The 18,492-nt window shown below is 71.3% G+C and carries 19 protein-coding genes; 12 read left to right on the plus strand and 7 right to left on the minus strand.

The genetic code is table 11. From position 1 onward, the window contains the following. Positions 1 to 33: 33 nt before the first annotated feature. Complete coding sequence (locus ACIBK1_RS31780) at positions 34 to 654, plus strand: IMPACT family protein (RefSeq protein ID WP_030506500.1); 621 nt, start codon at positions 34 to 36, stop codon at positions 652 to 654. 372 nt (positions 655 to 1,026) lie between these two features. Beyond that, positions 1,027 to 1,578: a hypothetical protein gene (locus tag ACIBK1_RS31785; RefSeq protein WP_156080798.1), complete on the plus strand. Its 552-nt coding sequence runs from the start codon at positions 1,027 to 1,029 to the stop codon at positions 1,576 to 1,578. 15 nt (positions 1,579 to 1,593) lie between these two features. On the opposite strand, the gene ACIBK1_RS31790 is transcribed toward ACIBK1_RS31785, so the two are convergent. Next, entirely contained in the window at positions 1,594 to 2,817 is a 1,224-nt protein-coding gene (locus ACIBK1_RS31790) for an isochorismate synthase (protein WP_030506498.1), read from the minus strand. Between the two features lie 171 nt (positions 2,818 to 2,988). Here ACIBK1_RS31790 and ACIBK1_RS31795 point away from each other — a divergent pair, with 171 nt between their 5' ends. Continuing rightward, a complete protein-coding gene (locus tag ACIBK1_RS31795; RefSeq protein WP_396739391.1) occupies positions 2,989 to 3,804 on the plus strand; it encodes a GDSL-type esterase/lipase family protein in 816 nt (271 codons plus the stop codon). A 74-nt stretch (positions 3,805 to 3,878) separates the two neighbouring features. Here the strand turns inward: ACIBK1_RS31795 and ACIBK1_RS31800 are convergent, their stop codons facing one another. Beyond that, positions 3,879 to 4,571, minus strand: coding sequence for a FadR/GntR family transcriptional regulator (locus ACIBK1_RS31800; RefSeq protein ID WP_030506496.1), 693 nt, complete (start codon positions 4,569 to 4,571; stop codon positions 3,879 to 3,881). 283 nt (positions 4,572 to 4,854) lie between these two features. Here ACIBK1_RS31800 and ACIBK1_RS31805 point away from each other — a divergent pair, with 283 nt between their 5' ends. Then, the gene (locus ACIBK1_RS31805) at positions 4,855 to 6,531 is read left to right on the plus strand and encodes a 2-isopropylmalate synthase (protein WP_396739459.1); all 1,677 of its coding nucleotides are present in this window, start codon (positions 4,855 to 4,857) and stop codon (positions 6,529 to 6,531) included. Positions 6,532 to 6,630: 99 nt separating this feature from the next. Beyond that, positions 6,631 to 7,614, plus strand: coding sequence for a BtrH N-terminal domain-containing protein (locus tag ACIBK1_RS31810; protein ID WP_396739393.1), 984 nt, complete (start codon positions 6,631 to 6,633; stop codon positions 7,612 to 7,614). A gap of 60 nt (positions 7,615 to 7,674) precedes the next feature. Here the strand turns inward: ACIBK1_RS31810 and ACIBK1_RS31815 are convergent, their stop codons facing one another. From ACIBK1_RS31815 to ACIBK1_RS31825, 3 genes are all read right to left on the minus strand, one after another. Continuing rightward, positions 7,675 to 9,390, minus strand: a complete 1,716-nt coding sequence (locus tag ACIBK1_RS31815) for a GAF domain-containing sensor histidine kinase (RefSeq protein WP_396739395.1) — start codon at positions 9,388 to 9,390, stop codon at positions 7,675 to 7,677. A 101-nt stretch (positions 9,391 to 9,491) separates the two neighbouring features. After that, a complete protein-coding gene (locus tag ACIBK1_RS31820; protein WP_396739397.1) occupies positions 9,492 to 10,073 on the minus strand; it encodes a hypothetical protein in 582 nt (193 codons plus the stop codon). A 153-nt stretch (positions 10,074 to 10,226) separates the two neighbouring features. Next, complete coding sequence (locus ACIBK1_RS31825; protein WP_396739399.1) at positions 10,227 to 11,825, minus strand: MFS transporter; 1,599 nt, start codon at positions 11,823 to 11,825, stop codon at positions 10,227 to 10,229. 148 nt (positions 11,826 to 11,973) lie between these two features. On the opposite strand from ACIBK1_RS31825, the gene ACIBK1_RS31830 reads away from it, so the two are divergent. From ACIBK1_RS31830 to ACIBK1_RS31845, 4 genes are all read left to right on the plus strand, one after another. Continuing rightward, a complete protein-coding gene (locus ACIBK1_RS31830) occupies positions 11,974 to 12,579 on the plus strand; it encodes a helix-turn-helix domain-containing protein (RefSeq protein ID WP_036408992.1) in 606 nt (201 codons plus the stop codon). 132 nt (positions 12,580 to 12,711) lie between these two features. Continuing rightward, the gene (locus ACIBK1_RS31835; RefSeq protein WP_396739401.1) at positions 12,712 to 13,584 is read left to right on the plus strand and encodes a class I SAM-dependent methyltransferase; all 873 of its coding nucleotides are present in this window, start codon (positions 12,712 to 12,714) and stop codon (positions 13,582 to 13,584) included. Between the two features lie 197 nt (positions 13,585 to 13,781). Beyond that, positions 13,782 to 14,423: a gamma carbonic anhydrase family protein gene (locus ACIBK1_RS31840; protein ID WP_030511871.1), complete on the plus strand. Its 642-nt coding sequence runs from the start codon at positions 13,782 to 13,784 to the stop codon at positions 14,421 to 14,423. A 129-nt stretch (positions 14,424 to 14,552) separates the two neighbouring features. Next, positions 14,553 to 14,729: a hypothetical protein gene (locus ACIBK1_RS31845; RefSeq protein WP_197042922.1), complete on the plus strand. Its 177-nt coding sequence runs from the start codon at positions 14,553 to 14,555 to the stop codon at positions 14,727 to 14,729. 64 nt (positions 14,730 to 14,793) lie between these two features. On the opposite strand, the gene ACIBK1_RS31850 is transcribed toward ACIBK1_RS31845, so the two are convergent. Beyond that, positions 14,794 to 15,336, minus strand: coding sequence for a winged helix-turn-helix transcriptional regulator (locus tag ACIBK1_RS31850; protein WP_076442482.1), 543 nt, complete (start codon positions 15,334 to 15,336; stop codon positions 14,794 to 14,796). A gap of 107 nt (positions 15,337 to 15,443) precedes the next feature. Between ACIBK1_RS31850 and ACIBK1_RS31855 the strand changes: the two genes are divergently transcribed. Further along, positions 15,444 to 16,898 (plus strand): MFS transporter, encoded by a 1,455-nt coding sequence (locus tag ACIBK1_RS31855; protein WP_063754729.1) that lies wholly within the window; start codon positions 15,444 to 15,446, stop codon positions 16,896 to 16,898. A gap of 232 nt (positions 16,899 to 17,130) precedes the next feature. Further along, complete coding sequence (locus tag ACIBK1_RS31860) at positions 17,131 to 17,445, plus strand: transposase (RefSeq protein WP_231514161.1); 315 nt, start codon at positions 17,131 to 17,133, stop codon at positions 17,443 to 17,445. Positions 17,446 to 17,452: 7 nt separating this feature from the next. Here ACIBK1_RS31860 and ACIBK1_RS31865 read toward each other — a convergent pair whose 3' ends face one another. Further along, complete coding sequence (locus ACIBK1_RS31865) at positions 17,453 to 18,025, minus strand: CGNR zinc finger domain-containing protein (RefSeq protein WP_030511875.1); 573 nt, start codon at positions 18,023 to 18,025, stop codon at positions 17,453 to 17,455. Positions 18,026 to 18,046: 21 nt separating this feature from the next. Between ACIBK1_RS31865 and ACIBK1_RS31870 the strand changes: the two genes are divergently transcribed. Next, a complete protein-coding gene (locus ACIBK1_RS31870) occupies positions 18,047 to 18,490 on the plus strand; it encodes a VOC family protein (RefSeq protein WP_396739405.1) in 444 nt (147 codons plus the stop codon). The last annotated feature ends 2 nt before the right edge of the window (positions 18,491 to 18,492 follow it).

Below are 18,492 nucleotides of genomic sequence, written 5' to 3' on the forward strand. Positions count from 1 at the left end.
TTGTAAAGGCGGCCCACTGAATAAGCTGACCTCGTGGCAGCGCCGTACCGGACGATCAGGGACATCGTCGAGCACGAGATCGAGATCCGCCGTTCGCGTTTCATCTGCGCGCTCGCCCCCGCCGCCACGGAGGAGGCCGCGCGGGAGTTCGTCGCCGAGCGCAGGCGGCTCTACGCCGACGCGACCCACAACTGCACGGCGTACGTCGTCGGCGAGCGCGTGCGCAGGGCGGACGACGACGGGGAGCCCGGCGGCACGGCCGGGACGCCGATGCTGGAGATGCTCACCCGGCGCGGCTTCGCCGACGTGGTCGCCGTCGTCACCCGTTACTTCGGCGGGGTGCTGCTGGGCGCGGGCGGCCTCGCGCGGGCGTACGGCGGCGCGGTGGGGGAGACGCTCGACCGGGCGGAGGCGGTCGAGATGGTCCCCGCGGCCGTCGTGACCGTGTCGGTCGGCCACGCGCAGGCCGGGAGGCTGGAAAGCGACCTGCGCGCCTCGCCGTACGCGCTGCGGGGTGTGGACTACGGTTCGCGGGTCGCCTTCGAGGTGGCGGTGGCCGAGGACCGGCTCCCCGTCTTCGAGGAGTGGATCGCGGCGCTCACCGCCGGGCGGGCCGAGACCGAGCGCGGCGGCACCGTCCACCTCGCCCGCTGACCGCGGGCGGCACCATCCGCACCCCGTTCAACGCCGCCGGCACCCCGCCCGCGGCGGTCCCGCCGTCAAGAGGACGTGAACCGCGCTCGCGCCCACATCCGAGTCCTCGGCGAAAGCGCCGTCGCGACCCTTAAAGCGTGGAAGCCGGTGTCGAATCTCCGCTGCCGCCCCCACCCACGCCACCGCGATCCTTCAGGCCATCCTCGTCCTGCACGCCGTCGAAGACGACCGCTACTCGCGATGAAAAAGGCTCAATGAACCGGATATAACAGAAGTGCTGGTTGGCGATGACCCGCGAACCGCGTTCCATCGAGGACTCCGCACGTCCAAAGGGAATGATCTATGGGGCGTAAAAGGCGAGGTGCGTCTTTCGTGGCTTTTGTCGGATTAATCGCCTCGTTAATGGGGATCGCCACTTTTTTGGGCATCTCTTCAGTGAAAGATATCCCTGGTTGGGGATCTACTCCCTCTCCCTCTCCCAGTGCCGCCGCGTCCACGCCAGATCCCGAGGTGACGGAGCGGGAGGCCGCGGACGACGCCGTGATGGACGGTGATCGGGCCTGTGCGAAGGTGCTCAAACGGATCGACGAGATGAACCGGCTGGCTGGAAACGACGCGGCCACGTTCCATCCGTGGGCCGAGAAGATCCTCGAACTGCGCACCTTGCTGCTCCGCCGGTGGCGTGCCGCGATGGAAGACCTCCCAGACGGTATGCGGTTCTCGATGCAGAAGATCTGGAACGACTACGAGAAGGCGAACTGGGCCTGGTCGAAAATGGCCGACGGCATCGGCCGCTTTGAGTGGAAGACGGCCTCCGCCTATCTCGATATGTACGCGAAATATGATGACTCGGCGATAAAGCGCGCCAACGACCTGGGCTTCTCCTCCTGTAACTACACCTGGCCCCGGCCGAGTGGCCTGTGAGCGCGCCCTTGGGGCTCACCCCTCCAGGGCGTATCGCATCGCGCGGAGCTTGGCCTGCGCCTCGGCGAGCTCGGCGGCGGGGTCCGACCCGGCCATGATGCCGCAGCCGGCGAACAGCCGGGCGCGTCTGCCCGAGACGTACGCGCAGCGCAGCGCGATGCCCCACTCGCCGTCGCCACGCGAGTCGATCCAGCCGACCGGCCCGGCGTAGCCCCCGCGGTCCATGCCCTCCAGCTCGCGGATGACGCCGAGCGCGGCCCCGGTGGGCGTCCCGCCGACAGCGGCCGTGGGATGCATGGCCGCCACCACGTCGAGCACCGACGCGCCGTCGGACAGCCGCCCGGTGACCCGGCTGGCCAGATGCTGCACGTTGGGCAGCACCAGGAGCTCGGGCTCGTCGGGGACGTCCAGCGCCGAGCAGAGGGGGCCGAGCGCCTCCCGGACCGAGGCGACCGCGCAGGCGTGCTCGTGACGGTCCTTCTTCGAGGCGTACAGCGCGGCGGCGCGGGCGGCGTCCTCGGCCGGGCCGCCGCCCCGCGCCGTCGTGCCCGCGAGCACCAGCGACTCCACCGCCTGGCCGGTGTGCCGCACCAGCAGTTCCGGCGTCGCACCGACCAGCCCGTCCACCGAGAACGTGTAGCACTCGGGGTAGCGCTCGGCCAGCCGTCCCAGCAGCACCCGGGGGTCGATGTCCCGCTCCGCTACGGCCATCAGGTCGCGGGCGAGCACGACCTTGTCCAGCCTGCCGTCCTTGATCCGGCGTACGGCTCGCGCGACCCGGTGCTCCCACTCCAGCGCCGACAGCGAGCCGTCGGCGTAGCGGATGCGGCCGGGGTCCCTCGGCGGGGTGGTCAGGTCGAAGGCGCTGTCGCCGATCGTGGTGAGCCAGGCGCGGCCGTCCCGGCGGGCGAGCACCACGCGGGGGACGACCAGCACGGTCCCCTGGGCGTCGCCGTCGAAGGTGAAGGAGCCGAAGGCGACCGGTCCCGAGCCCGGCACGCCGACCTCGTCCTCGATGAGCGCCCCGGCGAACAGCGAGGAGAGCCAGCCGCGGGCCCAGTCGAACCGGCCGGCGCCCGGCGGCACCGACGCGCGTGCCGCCTCCCCCCAGCCCACGAGCCCCTCGCCGTGTCTGATCCAGGCGTACGGCGCGGCGTCGGGCAGACGCGCCAGCAGATCGTCAGGGTCGCTCACCGCGACCGTGCGAACCACGAGGGGCCGGATAAGAGCGACAGTCACCCGACTCACTCTACGCAGGATCTGAACGTGTTCGACAAGAGGCCCCCCATGCGGTCCCGGGTTCCCTGTGTCAAGCCGCGATAGGAACTTGGTCATGGAAGGCTCGACTTCCCTGGTGGCGATAGAGCGCACCTCCACGCGATCCCTACCTTTGATCTCCCGGAGGTGCCCATGATCAAGAAGATCACGCCGGTCCTGGCCACGGCCGTCCTGCTCGTGCCGACCGCCGCTCATGCCCGTACGACGCCCGCCGTGATGGCGGCGCTGGGCGACTCGATCAGCGCGGGGTTCAACGCCTGCGGCTGGTACGTCGCCTGCACGTCCCGCTCATGGTCCGCGGGAGACTCGTCATCGGTGAACAGCCACTACCTGCGCCTGCTCGCCATGGGGAGCGCGATCAAGGGGCACAACCTGAACTTCGCCGTCCCGGGGGCGACCAGCGCCGACCTGGCCGGACAGGCGCGCAAGGCCGTCGAGGCCGGGGCCGGCTACGTCACCGTGCTGATCGGCGCGCAGGACGCCTGCGTGGGCACGGAGAAGGAGATGACCCCGGTGGGCGCCTTCCGGCGCAACGTCGACGCCGCCTTCGACGTGCTGCGGCCCGCCGGCGCGCGGGTCTACGTCGCGAGCATTCCGGACGTCAAACGCCTGTGGCGGGTCGGCAAGGACAACGGGTGGGCGCGCGTTTTCTGGGGGATCGGCCACATCTGCCAGTCGATGCTGGCCAACCCGAAGTCCACGGCGAAGAAGGACGAGGCCAGGCGCGACCGGGTGCGCGAGCGGGTGATGGACTACAACGAGCAGCTCAGGCAGGCGTGCGAGAGCTACGGCCCGGCCTGCCGCTACGACGGGGGTGCGGTCTTCGCCTATCCCTTCACGCTGAAGCAGGTGAGCGCGTGGGACTACTTCCACCCCAACGCGGACGGGCAGAAGGCGCTCGCCAAGATCACCTTTGACGCCAAGTTCTTCGCCGACGTCGAGCCCTGATCCCGCGGCATGCCCTGACCCAACACTGTGCCCTGACCCCGCGCTCTGCCCTGCAGTCGCGCCGGGCCCGATCGTCAGCCGGCGCGGCGCAGGCGGCCGAGGGTCTGCTCCAGTTCCTCCTGCAGCACGCGGCCCGCGCCGTCGGCGTCGCCGCGCTCGACGGCGTCGACGAACGCCGCATGGGTGTCGTCTCCCGGGTTCGGGTCGACCGCCCGCAGATCGAGCAGGTCCACCAGGGCGACCAGTCCCTCGCGTAGCCGGGGGACGAACTCGGCGAACAGGTCGGTCAGCACCGGGTTGTGCGCGGCGGCGACGACGGCCGCGTGCAGGGCGATGTCGGCGTCGACGAAGGCGGCGTCACCGTCCCGTGCGGCGGCCCGCCGGGCCTCCAGCGCCGCGTGCAGCGCCGTCACGTCGTCCGGCGTACGGCGCCGCGCCGCCAGCCGGGCGGCCTGCACCTCGACCAGCATGCGCACCTCGTAGACGTCGGCCACGGCGGCACGGCGCAGGCGGGAGGTCCAGTCCTCCGCGGGACTGGTGGCGATGACGAAGACGCCGGCGCCCTGCCGCGCCTGGACCAGCCCGGCGCCGGCCAGCGCGCGCAGGGCCTCGCGGACGGTGGAACGGCCCACGCCGAGGGTCTTGGCCAGGGTCGTCTCGCCGGGCAGCCGGGTGCCGACCGGCCAGAGGCCCTCCGCGATCTGCTCGCGCAGGCTCTCGGCGGCCTGGTCGACGAGGGGGCTGCGGTGGAGCGCGCCGAGCGCCATCGGTTTCACCTCTCAGGTTGTCTGAGGAGTTGTCGTGTGGTTAGTCTACCGCCATGTCGTCGCGCTGGTTCTCCGGCCGTTTTCCCGGCCTGCTTCTCGGCCGCCGCGGCGGGGTTTGATCCGATGACCGGCGCCCCGCCGCGGGGTGCCGTGCCGCCGGTCGCCCTCCGACCGAAGGATCACCGTCGTGACCGCCGTCTCCACTGCTTTCCCCACGCTTCGCACCCCGGCCGGCCCGGTGCCCGCCGACGCTCCCGCCTGGAATCCCCAGCGGGGCAGCGCGATGCCCCACCACCGTTACCGGCCCGCGCACGAGCGGGTCGAGATTCCCGAGATCCGCCGCACCTGGCCGGGGCACAGGATCGAGCGTGCTCCGCTGTGGGTGCCCGTCGACCTGCGCGACGGCAACCAGGCGCTGGCCGAGCCGATGGACACCCCGCGCAAGCGCCGCATGTTCGACCTCCTCGTCGCGATGGGGTTCAAGGAGATCGAGGTCGGCTATCCGTCGTCGAGCCGGACCGACTTCGACTTCGTCCGTCACCTGGCCGTGAGCGGCGCGGTGCCGGACGACGTGACCCCTGTGGTGTTCACGGCGGCCCGCCGCGACCTCATCGAGCAGACCTTCGCCTCCATCCAGGGCATGCCGCGCGCTGTGGTGCACCTCTACACCGCGACCGCGCCGGTCTGGCGCGACGTCGTCCTGGGGCAGGACCGGGCCGGCCTGCACGCGCTGATCCGGGACGCCGCCGGGCACATCGCGCGGCTCGCCGACGCCGTGCCGGGGACGGCGGTGCGGTTCGAGTTCTCCCCGGAGGTCTTCAACTGCACCGAGCCCGACTTCGTCCTGGAGGTCTGCAACGGGCTCACCCGGTTGTGGGACGCCTCGCCGGACCGGCCGGTGATCCACAACCTGCCGGCCACCGTCGAGATCGCCACGCCGAACCTGTACGCCGACCAGATCGAGTACATGCACCGGCACCTGGAACGGCGTGACGCGGTCATCCTCTCGGTCCACCCGCACAACGACAGGGGCACCGGCGTGGCCTGTGCGGAGCTCGCCGTACTGGCCGGGGCCCAGCGCGTCGAGGGCTGCCTGTTCGGCAACGGCGAGCGCACCGGGAACGTCGACCTCGTCACTCTCGCGCTCAACCTGTACGCGCAGGGCGTCGACCCCATGGTGGACTTCTCCGACATCGACGTCATCCGGCGGACCGTCGAGGAGTGCAACCGCCTGCCCGTCCACGTGCGGCATCCGTACGGGGGCGACCTGGTCTACACGGCCTTCTCCGGGACCCACCAGGACGCGATCAGCAAGGGCCTCGCCCACCACGAACGCGCCGCGGCCGAGCGGGGCCTGCCGGTGGGGGAGGCGCCCTGGTCGGTGCCCTACCTGCCGATCGACCCGGCCGACGTCGGACGCACGTACGAGGCGGTCATCCGGGTCAACAGCCAGTCGGGCAAGGGCGGCATCGCCCACCTCCTCCAGGTCCACCACGGGCTCGACCTGCCGAAAGCGCTGCGCGCCGAGTTCTCCCGCGTCGTCCAGGACGCGACGGACCGCAGCGGGCAGGAGGCCACGCCGAAGGACCTGCTCCGGTTGTTCCGCGCCGCGTACGTGCCGGAGGACGGGCCGGTCACGCTGTCGTCGCTGACCGCCGGCGGCGACGGATTCCACTGCCGGGTACGGCGGGACGGGCGCGAGAGCGGGGGGACCGGCGCCGAGCCGGTGGCGGCCCTCGCCGCCGCGCTGGAGGCGTCGGGAATCGCGGTGCGGCTGCTCTGGCAGGGCGGGCATCCGGCGGAGGGCGGCGCCGTCGCCTACGCCCGGTGCCGCGTCGGCGGCACGCCCGTCTGGGGGGCCGGAGAGGACGCCGACGCCGTGACGGCGTCCGCCCGCGCGGTGCTCGCCGCCGTCAACCGCGCCCTGGCCGGGCAGCGCGACGACCGCTCGCAGGGGTAGCCGGGCCGCATGATCGGGCAGAGGGCCTCCCGGTGGACTCTCCCCCTGTGGGAGGCCCGACGCTACCGGTGCACCGCAGTCAGGATGAGGGGAGTGAGCATGGCCGTCGTGAAGGACGTCGAGGCCCGGGGGATGCAGCACTGCGAGACGACGGCGCTGGGAGTGCTGCTGCGGCATGAGGGACTCGACGTGTCCGAGCCCATGCTGTTCGGCCTGGGCTCGGGCCTGTCCTTCGTCTACTGGGACAGCAAGGGCATGCCGTTCCCCCTACTCGGAGGCCGCGTCAGGCCGTTCGAGCTCACCGTGAACCTGGCGGCCAGGCTGGGGCTGACGTTGACGACCGAGGAGACCACCTCACCGCGCAAGGCGTGGCGGAACGTGGCCGCCCCCGTCGACGCCGGTCGGCCGGTCGGCGTCCAGCTCGACTGCTACCACCTGGACTATTTCCGCTCCACGGTGCACTTCGGCGGTCATGTCGTCGCGATGTACGGCTACGACGAGCACGACGTCTACCTCGTGGACACCGGCCAGCAGGGAGGAGCGGTGCGCACCAGCCGGGCCGGCTTCGCCATGGCACGTGCAGAACGCGGCCCGATGACCGCGAGGAACCGATCGTTCACCATCACCGCGCCGGCTCACCCGCTCCCCTGGCAGGACCGGATCGTCCCCGCCATCAGGGCCTGCGCCGACGCGTTCCTCGCCCCTCCCATCGCGAATCTGGGCTATCGCGGCATCGAGAAGGCCGGCAGGAAGGTGCCCGGCTGGCTCCGGCGCGCCGGCGACCCGCGGCGGGATCTGCCGCAGGCCGCCGTCCTGATGGAGAAGGGCGGCACCGGCGGCGCCCTTTTCCGCGCCCTCTACCGCGACTTCCTCGCCGAGTGCACCCATCTGATCGACGACCACAACCTCCGCGTAGGTCACCGGCTGTACGCCGAGGCCGCCGTCCTCTGGACGCAGGTGTCCACCCTGATCGCGAAGGCGGGAGAGAGCGGCGACGCGGGCTGCCTCGACCAGGCCGGCGCCATCCTCCACGATCTCTCACGGGTGGAAACGGAGGCCATGCGGATGCTGCGCCGGTTGTAGGGACGCTCGCCGTGCCGCGGGCGGCGGACGCCCGCGGCGTGCTCACACGACCTGAGGTGATCAGCCCAGCGGGACGCTCCATTCGAGGCGGGCGCCGCCGGCGTCCGGAGAGGCGAGGGCGAAGGTGCCGCCGAGCCGTTCGGCCCGGTCGGCGAGGTTGCGCAGGCCGCTGCGGCGGCCCTCGGCCGGGATGCCGACGCCGTTGTCCTCCACCACGAGGGTCAGCCGCCCGCCCCCGGCAAGGACGGCGACGTCGGCGCGAGTGGCCTTGGCGTGGCGGACGACGTTCGACAGTGCCTCGCGCAGGACGGCGAGAAGGTGTTCTGCGACCTCGGCGGGCACGTCGTTGTCGAGCCGGCCTTCCAGGCTCAGGCCGGGCATGAAGCCCAGGTGCCCCCGGGCGCCCTCGACCAGGTCGACGACCTGGGCGCGCAGGCTGGGCGGGGCGTCCTCGCGGGGGGTCTGCAGGGCGAAGATGGTCGAGCGGATCTGCCGGATGGTGGTGTCCAGCTCGTCGATCGCGCTCTGCAGCCGGGAGGAGGCCTCCGGCCGCTCGACCAGGCGCACCGCGCTCATCAGGGTCATGGCCACCGCGAACAGCCGCTGGATGACCACGTCGTGCAGGTCCTTGGCGATGCGGTCGCGGTCTTCCAGCAGGCCGAGCCGCTCGGCGTCCCTGCGGGTCTCGGCCAGCTCCAGCGCGACGGCCGCCTGCCCGGCGAAGGCGTGCAGGGTGCGCAGCTCCGACTGGCTGAACGGCATCCGTCCCGAGCGTTTGACCAGGGCCAGCACCCCGCGCGCGGCCCCGGCCGCGCCCAGCGGCACGGCCGCCACCGGCCCCGGGTCCAGGTCGCCGGCCCAGATCAGGTGCACCTGACTCTGGTCGGGATCGTCCAACGCCAGTGGCTCGCCGCTCAGGAACGCCCGGCCGGCGAGCGAGCCCTCGACCTCGACGTTGTTGCCGGCGAGCCAGGCACGCGGCCCGTCCTCGACCGGTTCGACCTCCTGCAGCGCGACGCGCAGCACGTCGCGGCTCCGGTCGGGCAGCAGGATCGCCACGGCGTCGGCGTCGGCCATCTCGCGGGCGCGCCGGGCGATCAGTGTGAGGACCTCCCGCGGCTCGGCGCCCGACAACAGCCGGGTGGTGATGTCCGAAGACGCCTGCAGCCAGGTCTCCCGGCGGCGGCTCTCCTCATACAGGCGGGCGTTCTCGACGGCGACGCCGGCGGCGGTGGCCAGGGCGACCACGATCGCCTCGTCGTCCTCGTCGAAGTTCCCGCCGCCGCGCTTCTCGGTGAGGTAAAGGTTGCCGAACACCTCGTCGCGCACCCGGACCGGCACGCCCAGGAAGCTGCCCATGGGCGGGTGACCGGGCGGGAAGCCGTACGACTCGGGATGCTGGGAGATGTCGGCCAGCCGCAGCGTCTGCGGTTCCTTGATCAGCAGGCCGAGCAGGCCGAGCCCGTGCGGCCAGTGCTCGATCCTGGCGATCTCCTCCTCGCTCAGCCCCACCGGAACGAACTGGATGAGCGTGCTCTCCTCCCCGATCACGCCCATCGCGCCGTACGTCGCGTCCACCAGCGTGGTGGCGGTCTCGACGATCCGTCGCAGCACGACCTCCAGGTCGAGGTCGCTGCCGATCGAGACGACCGCCTCCAGCAATGCGTGCACCCGATCCCGGGTGGCGAGCACGGCCTCCAGGCGCGACTGCAACTCCGCCAGCAGATCGTCCAACCGCATGCTGGGGATCAGCGACCGCGGCTCGTTCTCCGTCATGATGCGAAGTTTCGCACCGCGGACATGCCGGTGCCCACCCCCGGGGGCCGGGGGCGGGCATCGGAGCCTGTTGTGTGCGGGTCGGTCTGCTGGGGATCGGTTTACTTGAGGATCGGGAAGCGGCGGACGAGGGGGGTGGCGGCCCACTGGGTGCCGAGTCCGAGGGTGGTGCCGGCGCCGGTGAGGGCGAGGCCCGCCAGGACGATGGCGTAGACGATGTGCTCGTCCATGAAGGGGTTGGTGGTCAGCGGCAGTTCGGCGGCCCACATCATGAGCAGGAGCAGTCCGCCCGCGGCGGCGGCGATGCGCATTCCGATGCCGAGGGTGAGGGCGATGCCGGCGCCGGCGAGGCCGGTCATGAAGAGCCAGTCGACCCAGGGCTGGCCGGCGAGGGTGGTGAACAGGCCGCCGAAGGTGTGGTCGGCGGTGCCTTTGAGGAAGCCGGTGGTCGGGCTTCCGCCGTTGATCCAGGACTTGGCGGCGGGGGTGGCGAAACCCCAGCCGAACAGCTTGTCCAGGAAGGCCCACAGGAACACCCAGCCGACGGCGATGCGGGCGGCGGCCCACACGTACCGGACCGGGCCGGCGGTTGTGGTCTGCGTCGTCGCCACGGGCGCGGGGGTCTGGGCCGGGACGGGGGGAACGGCGTCGTACACGGGGTTGCGCCTCTCGATGGTGGCCATGACCGGCCCCTTTCAACGTCTTTTCTCTCTTTTCGACATCTCAAGGAAACCGCGATCACCGGCCGTGCCGCAGGAGCCGTACGGCACCCCGCGGTCGGCTCGAAGTCCCATGATCGTGGGACTTTCGGTCCAAGCCCGTCAGCGAGGCCGCGGTCACCGGACGGCGACGGTCTCCGTGGTCTCCGCCTCGTCCGCGATGGCGAGGTCTGAGCCCTTCGGCCCGCGAAGAGCGACGTAGACGAGCAGCACGCCCATGACGGCGACGCCTGCCCACATGGCCTGCTGCCAGCCGTCGACGAAGGACTGCCGCGCGGCGTGCAACAGGTCCTGGGCGTGGCTGCCAGCGCTCGGGGCCACCTCGACGGCGTTGGCGATGCCTTCACGTGCGGTGTCCGCCGTCCCCTGGGGGATGCCGCCGAGCCTGTCGTCGATGGCGCTGCGGTAGCCGACGGCCAGGAGCGCGCCGAGCAGCGCGACGCCCAGGGCGGTGCCGAATTCGCGGGTGACGTCGTTGAGGGCCGAGGCAACACCCTGCTTGGCGCGGGGCAGGGAGCCGGTGATCGCCTCGGTGGAGGGCGTCATCGACAGGCCCATGCCGAGGCCCATGGCGAGCAGGCCGGCGAGGATGGACAGGTAGCCGCCGTCGACGGAGACGAACAGCGCCATCAGCGCGAGGCCGAGGGCGGACAGGGCGATGCCCACGGTCATGGTGGAGCGCGCGCCGATCTTGGCGGCCGTCTTGGGGGCCAGGCCGGACGTCGCCATCATCATGATGGCCATGGGCATCATCGCCACGGTGGACAGCAGGCCCGACCAGCCCAGCACGGCCTGGAAGAACGGGAAGAGCACGACGGCGATACCGGCCTGGACGCCGAAGACGACGAGCAGCGTGATGGAGCCGCCCGCCAGGCCGCGTTCACGGAAGAGGCGTACGTCCAGCAGGGATGCGTCACGACGGTGCAGCTCCCAGGCCACGAAGACGACGGCGGCGACGACACCGACGGCGAGGCCGATCAGGGAGACGGGGTCGGTCCAGCCGCGCTCGGGGCCTTCCTGCAGGGCGAAGATGAGTCCCATCACGGCGATGGCGGACACCACTGCGCCGACGGTGTCGAAGGATCGGGTGGAGCGTTCGCGGGAGTCGGGCACCGACCTCAGGGTCATCGCCAGCGCGACGACGGCCAGGGCCACGGGCAGCACGAACAGCCACCGCCAGCCCGCGACGTCCACGAGGAACGCGGAGAGGAACATGCCCAGGATGCCGCCGCCTCCGGCGACGCCGGTCCATACACCGACGGCCTTGCCCCGTTCCTCCTCGGGGAACGTGGAGGTGATGACGGCCAGCGTGATCGGCATGATCATCGCGGCGCCGACGCCCGCGGCCACGCGGGCGCCGATCATCACCGCGGCCGACGGGGCGAGCCCGGCGACGACGCCGGCCGCGCCGAAGACGATGAGACCGATGATCAGCATGGGCTTGCGGCCCCATCGGTCACCGATCGCGCCGAGCGGCAGCAGCAGAGCGGCCAGGGCAAGGGTGTGGACATTGATGATCCACAGGACGGTGGTCTGCGAGGCGCCCCACTCGACGGCCAGGTGGGTCTGGGCAACGTTGAGGCCGGACACCGACGCGATGACGGCCATCAGCGCGATCGACACGGTGATCAGGATGGCGCGCAGCTGACGCGCATCCGGCGTACCCGCGCCGCTTACCGGCGCGGACGCCGCCTGGGGAGGCTGGTTGCTACTCATGATTTCCTATCAGAAAGGGCATGCGGAATCAGCGCCCGGACAGGACTTCGCGCGGATCGCCGGCTGCGGTCCGCTCGGATCAGACCGACGGGCGGATGGGGATGTCCCAGTTAAGCCCGTATTGCGGCCATGGCATAGCATGTTGCCTATGACGCAAGAAGACGGGGCGCTGGACGGCCTCGTACGCAAACGGATCCGCGCACTACGCGTCGCGCAGGGCTGGTCCCTGGAAGAACTGGCCACCCGCGCCAACCTCAGCCAGTCGTCGCTGAGCCGGATCGAGAACGGACAGCGCCGCCTCGCCCTGGATCAGCTCGTCACCCTCGCCCGCGCCCTGGACACCACCCTCGACCAGCTCGTGGAGAGCGCCGCCGACGACGTCGTCGTGAGCCCGATGATCGACGGCGCACACGGCCTGATGCGCTGGCCCATCAAGGGCGACCCCGGCATGAGCGTCATGCGCCGGCGCATGACCGACCCGCCGCCGGACAATCCCGCCCGCATGCGCGCCCACCCCGGCCGCGAATGGCTCCTCGTGCTCTCCGGCACCGCGATCCTCATGCTCGGCCACCGCCGGTTCCGCATCGAGACCAACCAGGCCGCCGAGTTCCCCACGATGATGCCGCACGCGATCGGAGCCGAGGGCGGCCCGTGCGAGATCCTGGGCATCTTCGACCGCGACGCCCGCCGCGGCCACCAGCGCGACGCAGGCGAGACCGGTGAGGACGACGGAGTGCGCGGTCCCCGCGAGTAGCACCCTCGTGAGCACGGAATACCGCCGCCGCATGAGGGACGGTCTTGCGCCGCGCGCAGCACATCGCGCCACCTGTTTGCGTAATTCGCAAGGAGTCGTGCGGCACGCGCATGAGGTGCTTACGGTGATGTCATGACCTCAGCGCACGAGCACATCACTCACCACGGCGGCTCGCACGGCCACCACCAGGAGCACGACGACAGCGGCCAAGCGGAGATCCTCGACCTGGACGCCGAGGTCCTCGCCGAGCACATCGCGTCCATCACCGCCTGGCTGCCGCTGAAGGTCGAGCCGCGCCGGATCGTGGACCTGGGCTGCGGCACCGGCGCGGGCACCTTCGCGCTCCTCGAACGCTTCCCCGAGGTGCACGTCACCGCGGTCGACGCCTCCGTCGGTCACCTGCAGCTCCTGCGTGAAAAGGCGTGCGCCCGCGGCGTCTCCGACCGGGTGCGCACCGTGCAGGCCGACCTCGACACCAGCCCCTGGCCCGACCTCGGCACACCGGACCTGGTGTGGGCCTCGGCGTCGATGCACCACCTGGCCCACCCCGAGCGCGCACTGCGTGGCGTCTACGAACTTCTCGCGTCAGGGGGACTGTTCGCCGTCGTCGAGCTGGACGGTTTCCCCCGCTTCCTGCCCGCCGACGCCCCCGAAGGCCGGCCGGGACTCGAGGAACGCGTGCACAGTGCGACCGACAGCCTCCACGCCGAACACGTCCCGCACCGCGGCGCCGACTGGGGGCCGATGCTGGCCGCCGCCGGATTCACCGTCGAGGACGAGCGAACCATCACCGTCCACATCGAGGGCGATCGAAGCGAGGCCGTCGGCCGCTACGCCCACCGCAGCCTGCGACGCATCCGCGGCGCGGCCGCGTCCGCACTCGGCCCTGAGGACCTCGCCGCCCTCGACGAACTCCTGGACGTCGACAGCCCGCGCAGCATCCTGCGCCGCGACGACCTCGCCGTACGCACGGAGCGCACCGTCTGGGCCGCCCGCCGCGCCTGATGCCTGGGCTGCCCGATTGTCTATCGGGCAGCGGCGCGCTCACGCCGCGCTTCGAGCCGTCCGGAACTGCTCGGCTAGTGCCGCATCAGCCAACGTTCGCCCTGGAGTGCCTCAGATCGCGGATGGCACAGGTCTCGACGAACGCGATGTCTGAAACCCGCGAGCATGCCCGCGGTCGGTCGGGCGAGAATCCGCTCATGGTCGCTGAAACGCAGGCAATCCGCATCCGGCATCGCGGGCATGAACCGCAGGTCCATCCCACCGCCTACGTCGCCCCGACGGCCACGCTGGTCGGTGATGTCCGCGTGGGACCGAGGGCGCGGGTGATGTACGGTGCGGTGCTCGATGCCGAGGGGTCTCGGATCGAGGTCGGGGAGGCGGCGGTGATCTGCGAGAACGCGGTGCTGCGCGGGTCTGCGGTCGCCGGCGATCAGCCGGTGCTTGTCGGTGACCACGTCTTCGTGGGGCCGCATGCCACGCTGCTGGGCTGCGAGGTCGGCAGGTGCGTCTATGTGGCGACCACGGCGACGGTTCTGCAGCGCGCACGGTTGGGGGCCGGCTCGGTTGTCGCTGTCGGCGCGCTCGTCCATGCGCGCACCGTTCTGCCGGACGAGTACTTCGTGCCGCCGCACACCGTGGCGCTTGACGCGCCGGTGCGGCTGCTGGCCCCTGGTGATCCGGGCTTGGCCGAGGCCGTCGGCCGGGTGGGCTTCGCGCAGGTGGCGTTCGGTGTCGACGCGGAGTGGACCGACCGGATCAGCCGGTACGAGCAGGTCGCGGAGGTGCGCGTCGCCGAGTTCGGCACGCACGCGGACGATGAGGTTCTGAATCTCGGCTAGCGCCGCATCAGTGACCCTTGTGCAGGCCCTGCCGCCTCGCCAGCTCGCCGTGCTCATCTTGCGTGACGTCCTGGAGTTCCCCGCCGTTTCTGTGCCGGCGTCTTTGGCTCGGGCCGCAGGCTCGACCTCGTGCCGACGCGGGCCAAGGGGAAACCCGCGCTGGGTGTCTACCTGACCACCTCCACCGGCATCCGCCACGGGACCGGCTTGTTCGTCCTCACCCTCGCCGGCGACCGGATCTGCGCCATGACGCGCTTCGACGACAGCGTGCTCCCGTGGTTCGGGCTACCGCGATCGCTCCCGTAGCCGGACCACCCGCCGTCGGGATCACGACTCGCCGGGCCGGGCCGCTGAGACGTCGAGCACGACGTCAACCCGCGGTGCCGTCAGTCAGCTGAAGCGGAGTCAGCAGACGGTGGGGACGGGCGAGCGCGCGCGAGACCGGGTCCTTTCGGAGGCTCGCATCCGCGCCGGGGCCGGGCCGTATCGTGATGTCCTCCGGGGGCACCGGCCCACCGCAGGCCGGGCAGTTGCCCGCGCGGTCCAGCCGGGTGCTGCAGGTGAAGTGGCTGAAGATCGTCCGCACCTTGCCGTTGGAGGCGTTGCGCTCGCCCCATTGGGCCAGCCCATAGATCGGCTGCCAGAGTTCGCGGCCGGCCTGCGTCAGCACGTAGCTGTAGCGCACCGGCGACCGCAGATACGGCTGCTTGGTCAGCACCCCCGCCGCCACCAGTGCCTGCAGGCGCGTGGTCAGGACGGCACGAGGAATCTCCAGGTGCACGAGGAAGTCGTTGAACCGGTGCACGCCGTAGAAGGCGTCGCGAATGATCAACATGGTCCAGCGCTCGCCGACCACCTCCAGTGTGCGCGCCAGCGAGCAGTCCTGGAATGCGTAATCGGTGCCCAGTGCCATGGCGGAAGTCTAGCCGAGAGTTCGTTCACCAGACCGTGACTGGTAAAGTCCCCAAAGTTCGTTCACCGAACCGACACCATCTCCGTCGTCGATACCGAGGACCTGACATGACGCCGAGTCCGGCCACTTCCCCCCGCCACCGCCCCGGCCTCACCCTGCTGACGACCGGCTTCGGCACCCTCCTGGTGCTGATCGACTACACCGCCCCGCTGACGACCCTCACGCCCAACGCCGCCGCCCTCCGCATGGGGCCTTCGGCGCAGACCTGGGTGCTCACCGGAACACTGGTCGGCTTGGCCGCCCTGCTTCTCACGATGGGCAGTGCCGCCGACGACTACGGCCGCAAGCGGGTGTTCGGGGCCGGCGCGGTCCTCCTCCTGATCTCCACCCTGCTCTCCGCGCTCGCGCCCGACACCGCCGTGTTCCTCGCCGGCCGGATACTGCAGGGGTGCGCGGCGGCCGCGATCCTGGCACCGACCCTGGGCCTGATCGGGAACGTCTACCCCGCCGGGCCCGCACGGGTGAAGGCTCTCGGCCGGTGGAGCGCTTCGATCGGCCTGGGCATCGCCACCGGCCCGATCTACGCGGCGTTCCTGGAAGACGCCGGCGGCTGGCGCACGGTCTACGCGGTGCTGGCCGCGCTCTCCGCGGTGCTCATCCTGCTCACAGCCTACGGCCTGGACGAGTCCGGCACCGCCCGACCGCGCAAGCTCGACCCGTTCGGCGTGGTCACCCTCGCCGCGGGGTCGTCCTGCCTGGTCGCGGGCCTCGCCGAGGGCCGCGACGGCTGGGGCCGCGCCCCGGTCCTGATCCTGCTCGTCGTCGGAGTGCTGTTTCTCGTCGGGTTCGCGGTGGTTGAATGCCGAGTCGCCGAACCGATGCTCGATGTCACCCTCTTCCGCAACTCGGGCTTCGTCGCCTCGAGCGCCGGCGCGCTGTTCACCGGCCTGTCGATCGTCGGCCTGATGAGCTACCTGCCCACCGTGCTCCAGAAGTCCCTGGGCGAGACGTCGCTGACCGCGTCTCTGGTGCTGGCGATCTGGTCCGGACTGTCGGTGGTCTCCGCCCTCCAGGCTCGACGCCTGGCAGGAGTGGCCGCCACGACCCAGGTCGCCGGCTCGCTCCTGGTCTGCGGGATCGGTGAGGCGGCCCTACTGGGACTGCACGTGGGCAGCTCGTGGACGCACCTGGTTCCCGGGCTGGTCATCGCCGGCATCGGCAGCGGCATCCTCAACGCCGCGCTGGCCCGGCTGGCGGTCGGCAGCGTGCCTTCGCACCGGGCCGCCATGGGCTCCGGCGCCAACAACAGCTTCCGCTACCTCGGTTCGGCACTGGGGGTCGCGATCGTGGCCACCGTGGTGAGCCAGGCGACCTCGCCCCGGGGACCGGCGTATGCCATGGCCGACGGCGCCAACAGGGCCACGGCGGTCACGGCCCTCCTTTGTGCGATCGGTGCGACCGTCGCCCTGTGGGCGCGGATCGCCGGAGCCCGCGCCACGGCTGACGGTCCCTCCGACTCCGGTCGCACGGCCTCTCCTGCCTTCGACACCACAGGCTCGTGAAACGGAGTTCACGCCACAGGGCGGCAGGCACGGCTCCCATAAGCGGATCAACTCGGCCTGCCGGTGAGAGCGGTGCTCGAAGACTGGGAGTCCACGCGGCCATGGTGGCGCGAACCCTTCCCCGGCCCGCTCGACCACATCGTCTATCACTACCGGGTCCGGGCCTCCTCTACCCAGGGGCAGGGGGTCATAGAGGTGCGCCACCAGGACGAGGGGCTGGTTCGTCACCGCGGTGCTCGACTCCGAGGTCCGGATTGCGATCGTGCTCGACGACTTTTCCCCGCACCTGACCACGAAGAAGGACTCCCGGGTCGGCGACTGGGCCGCAGCCAGCAACGTTGAGTTCGCCTACACGCCGACCAACAGCTCCTGGCTCAACCGCATCGAGGCCCAGTTCACCGCCCTGCGCTACTTCGCGCTGGACGGCACGGACCATGCCGGCCACAAGGAGCAGGGCAGCATGATCCGCCGCTACATCATCTGGCGGAACAAGCACGTCGCCTACGAACGGCTACGTGAAGTGGTTGACAGGGCGAACGGTGCCTGATGCGGCTCTAGCTTTCGCGGGAGCGGTGCGCGCGGACCTTGTGGCGGTTGCCGCACCGCTCCATGGAGCACCAGCGCCTGCTGCCCGGGCGTGAGGTGTCGACGAAGATGAGGGCGCAGTTGTCCCCCGCGCACTCCCGCACGCGATCCGCCATCGGGCCGGTGAACAGCTCGATCGCGTCCCTCGCGACGGTCGCGACCACCTGGCCCCCGGTCGCGGGGGCGGCCCAGGATCGCTCCCCGTCCGCCGTCATCACGGGCGTCAGCGGTGGCGCCGACGCCGCGCGGTTGACCGCGTCCACGTCCGCCTGCCGTGGCGTGCGCCCGTGGACGCGGTCACCGGCCAGCCCCCACAGGGCGGTGCGCAGGGCCTTCGCGCGGGCGAGCTCGCCGGCCGTCGTGTCCACCTCCTTCAGGCCGAGCCGGGACACGGCGGCCCACCGGGCCAGGTCGGCAGGCTCGTGCAGCGTCTCGTAGTGGGCGTAGACGCCCACGCCACCGCTCACCAGGAACTCCAGGCAGAGGGCGCCCGGATCGAACCGGAAGGAGACCCCGTCACGCGGGTGTAGCGTCAGGCTCATGTAACCACTATAAAGGGTTACATGACTCTCGAATGGAAGCTCGTCGTCGACTGCGCGGACCCGCACACGCAGGCCGCGTTCTGGGCCGAGGCCCTGGGCTACGAGGTGGAGGACAACAGCGTGCTGGTCGGCCGGCTCCTGGCCGGCGGCGTCGTGGGGGAGGACGCGGTGACCCCCGACCACACGGCCTTCCGGACGCTGCGGGCCGTACGGCACCCGGACGACCCGGTCGATCCGGACACCGGCACCGGTCTCGGCCGCCGGATCCTCTTCCAGGCGGTCCCCGAGCCGAAGGCCGGCAAGAACCGCCTGCACATCGACCTGCACGCGGGCCCCGAGCGCAGGGACGCCGAGGTGGACCGGCTCAAGGCGCTCGGCGCCACCGTGCTGCATGTCGTCAGGGAGCCCGGGAGCCACCACGTGACCATGGCCGATCCCGAGGGCAACGAGTTCGACGTGCAGTGAGC

Origin of the sequence: Microbispora rosea, from assembly GCF_044460045.1 — a bacterium.
In the GTDB taxonomy this organism is placed as follows: domain Bacteria; phylum Actinomycetota; class Actinomycetes; order Streptosporangiales; family Streptosporangiaceae; genus Microbispora; species Microbispora rosea.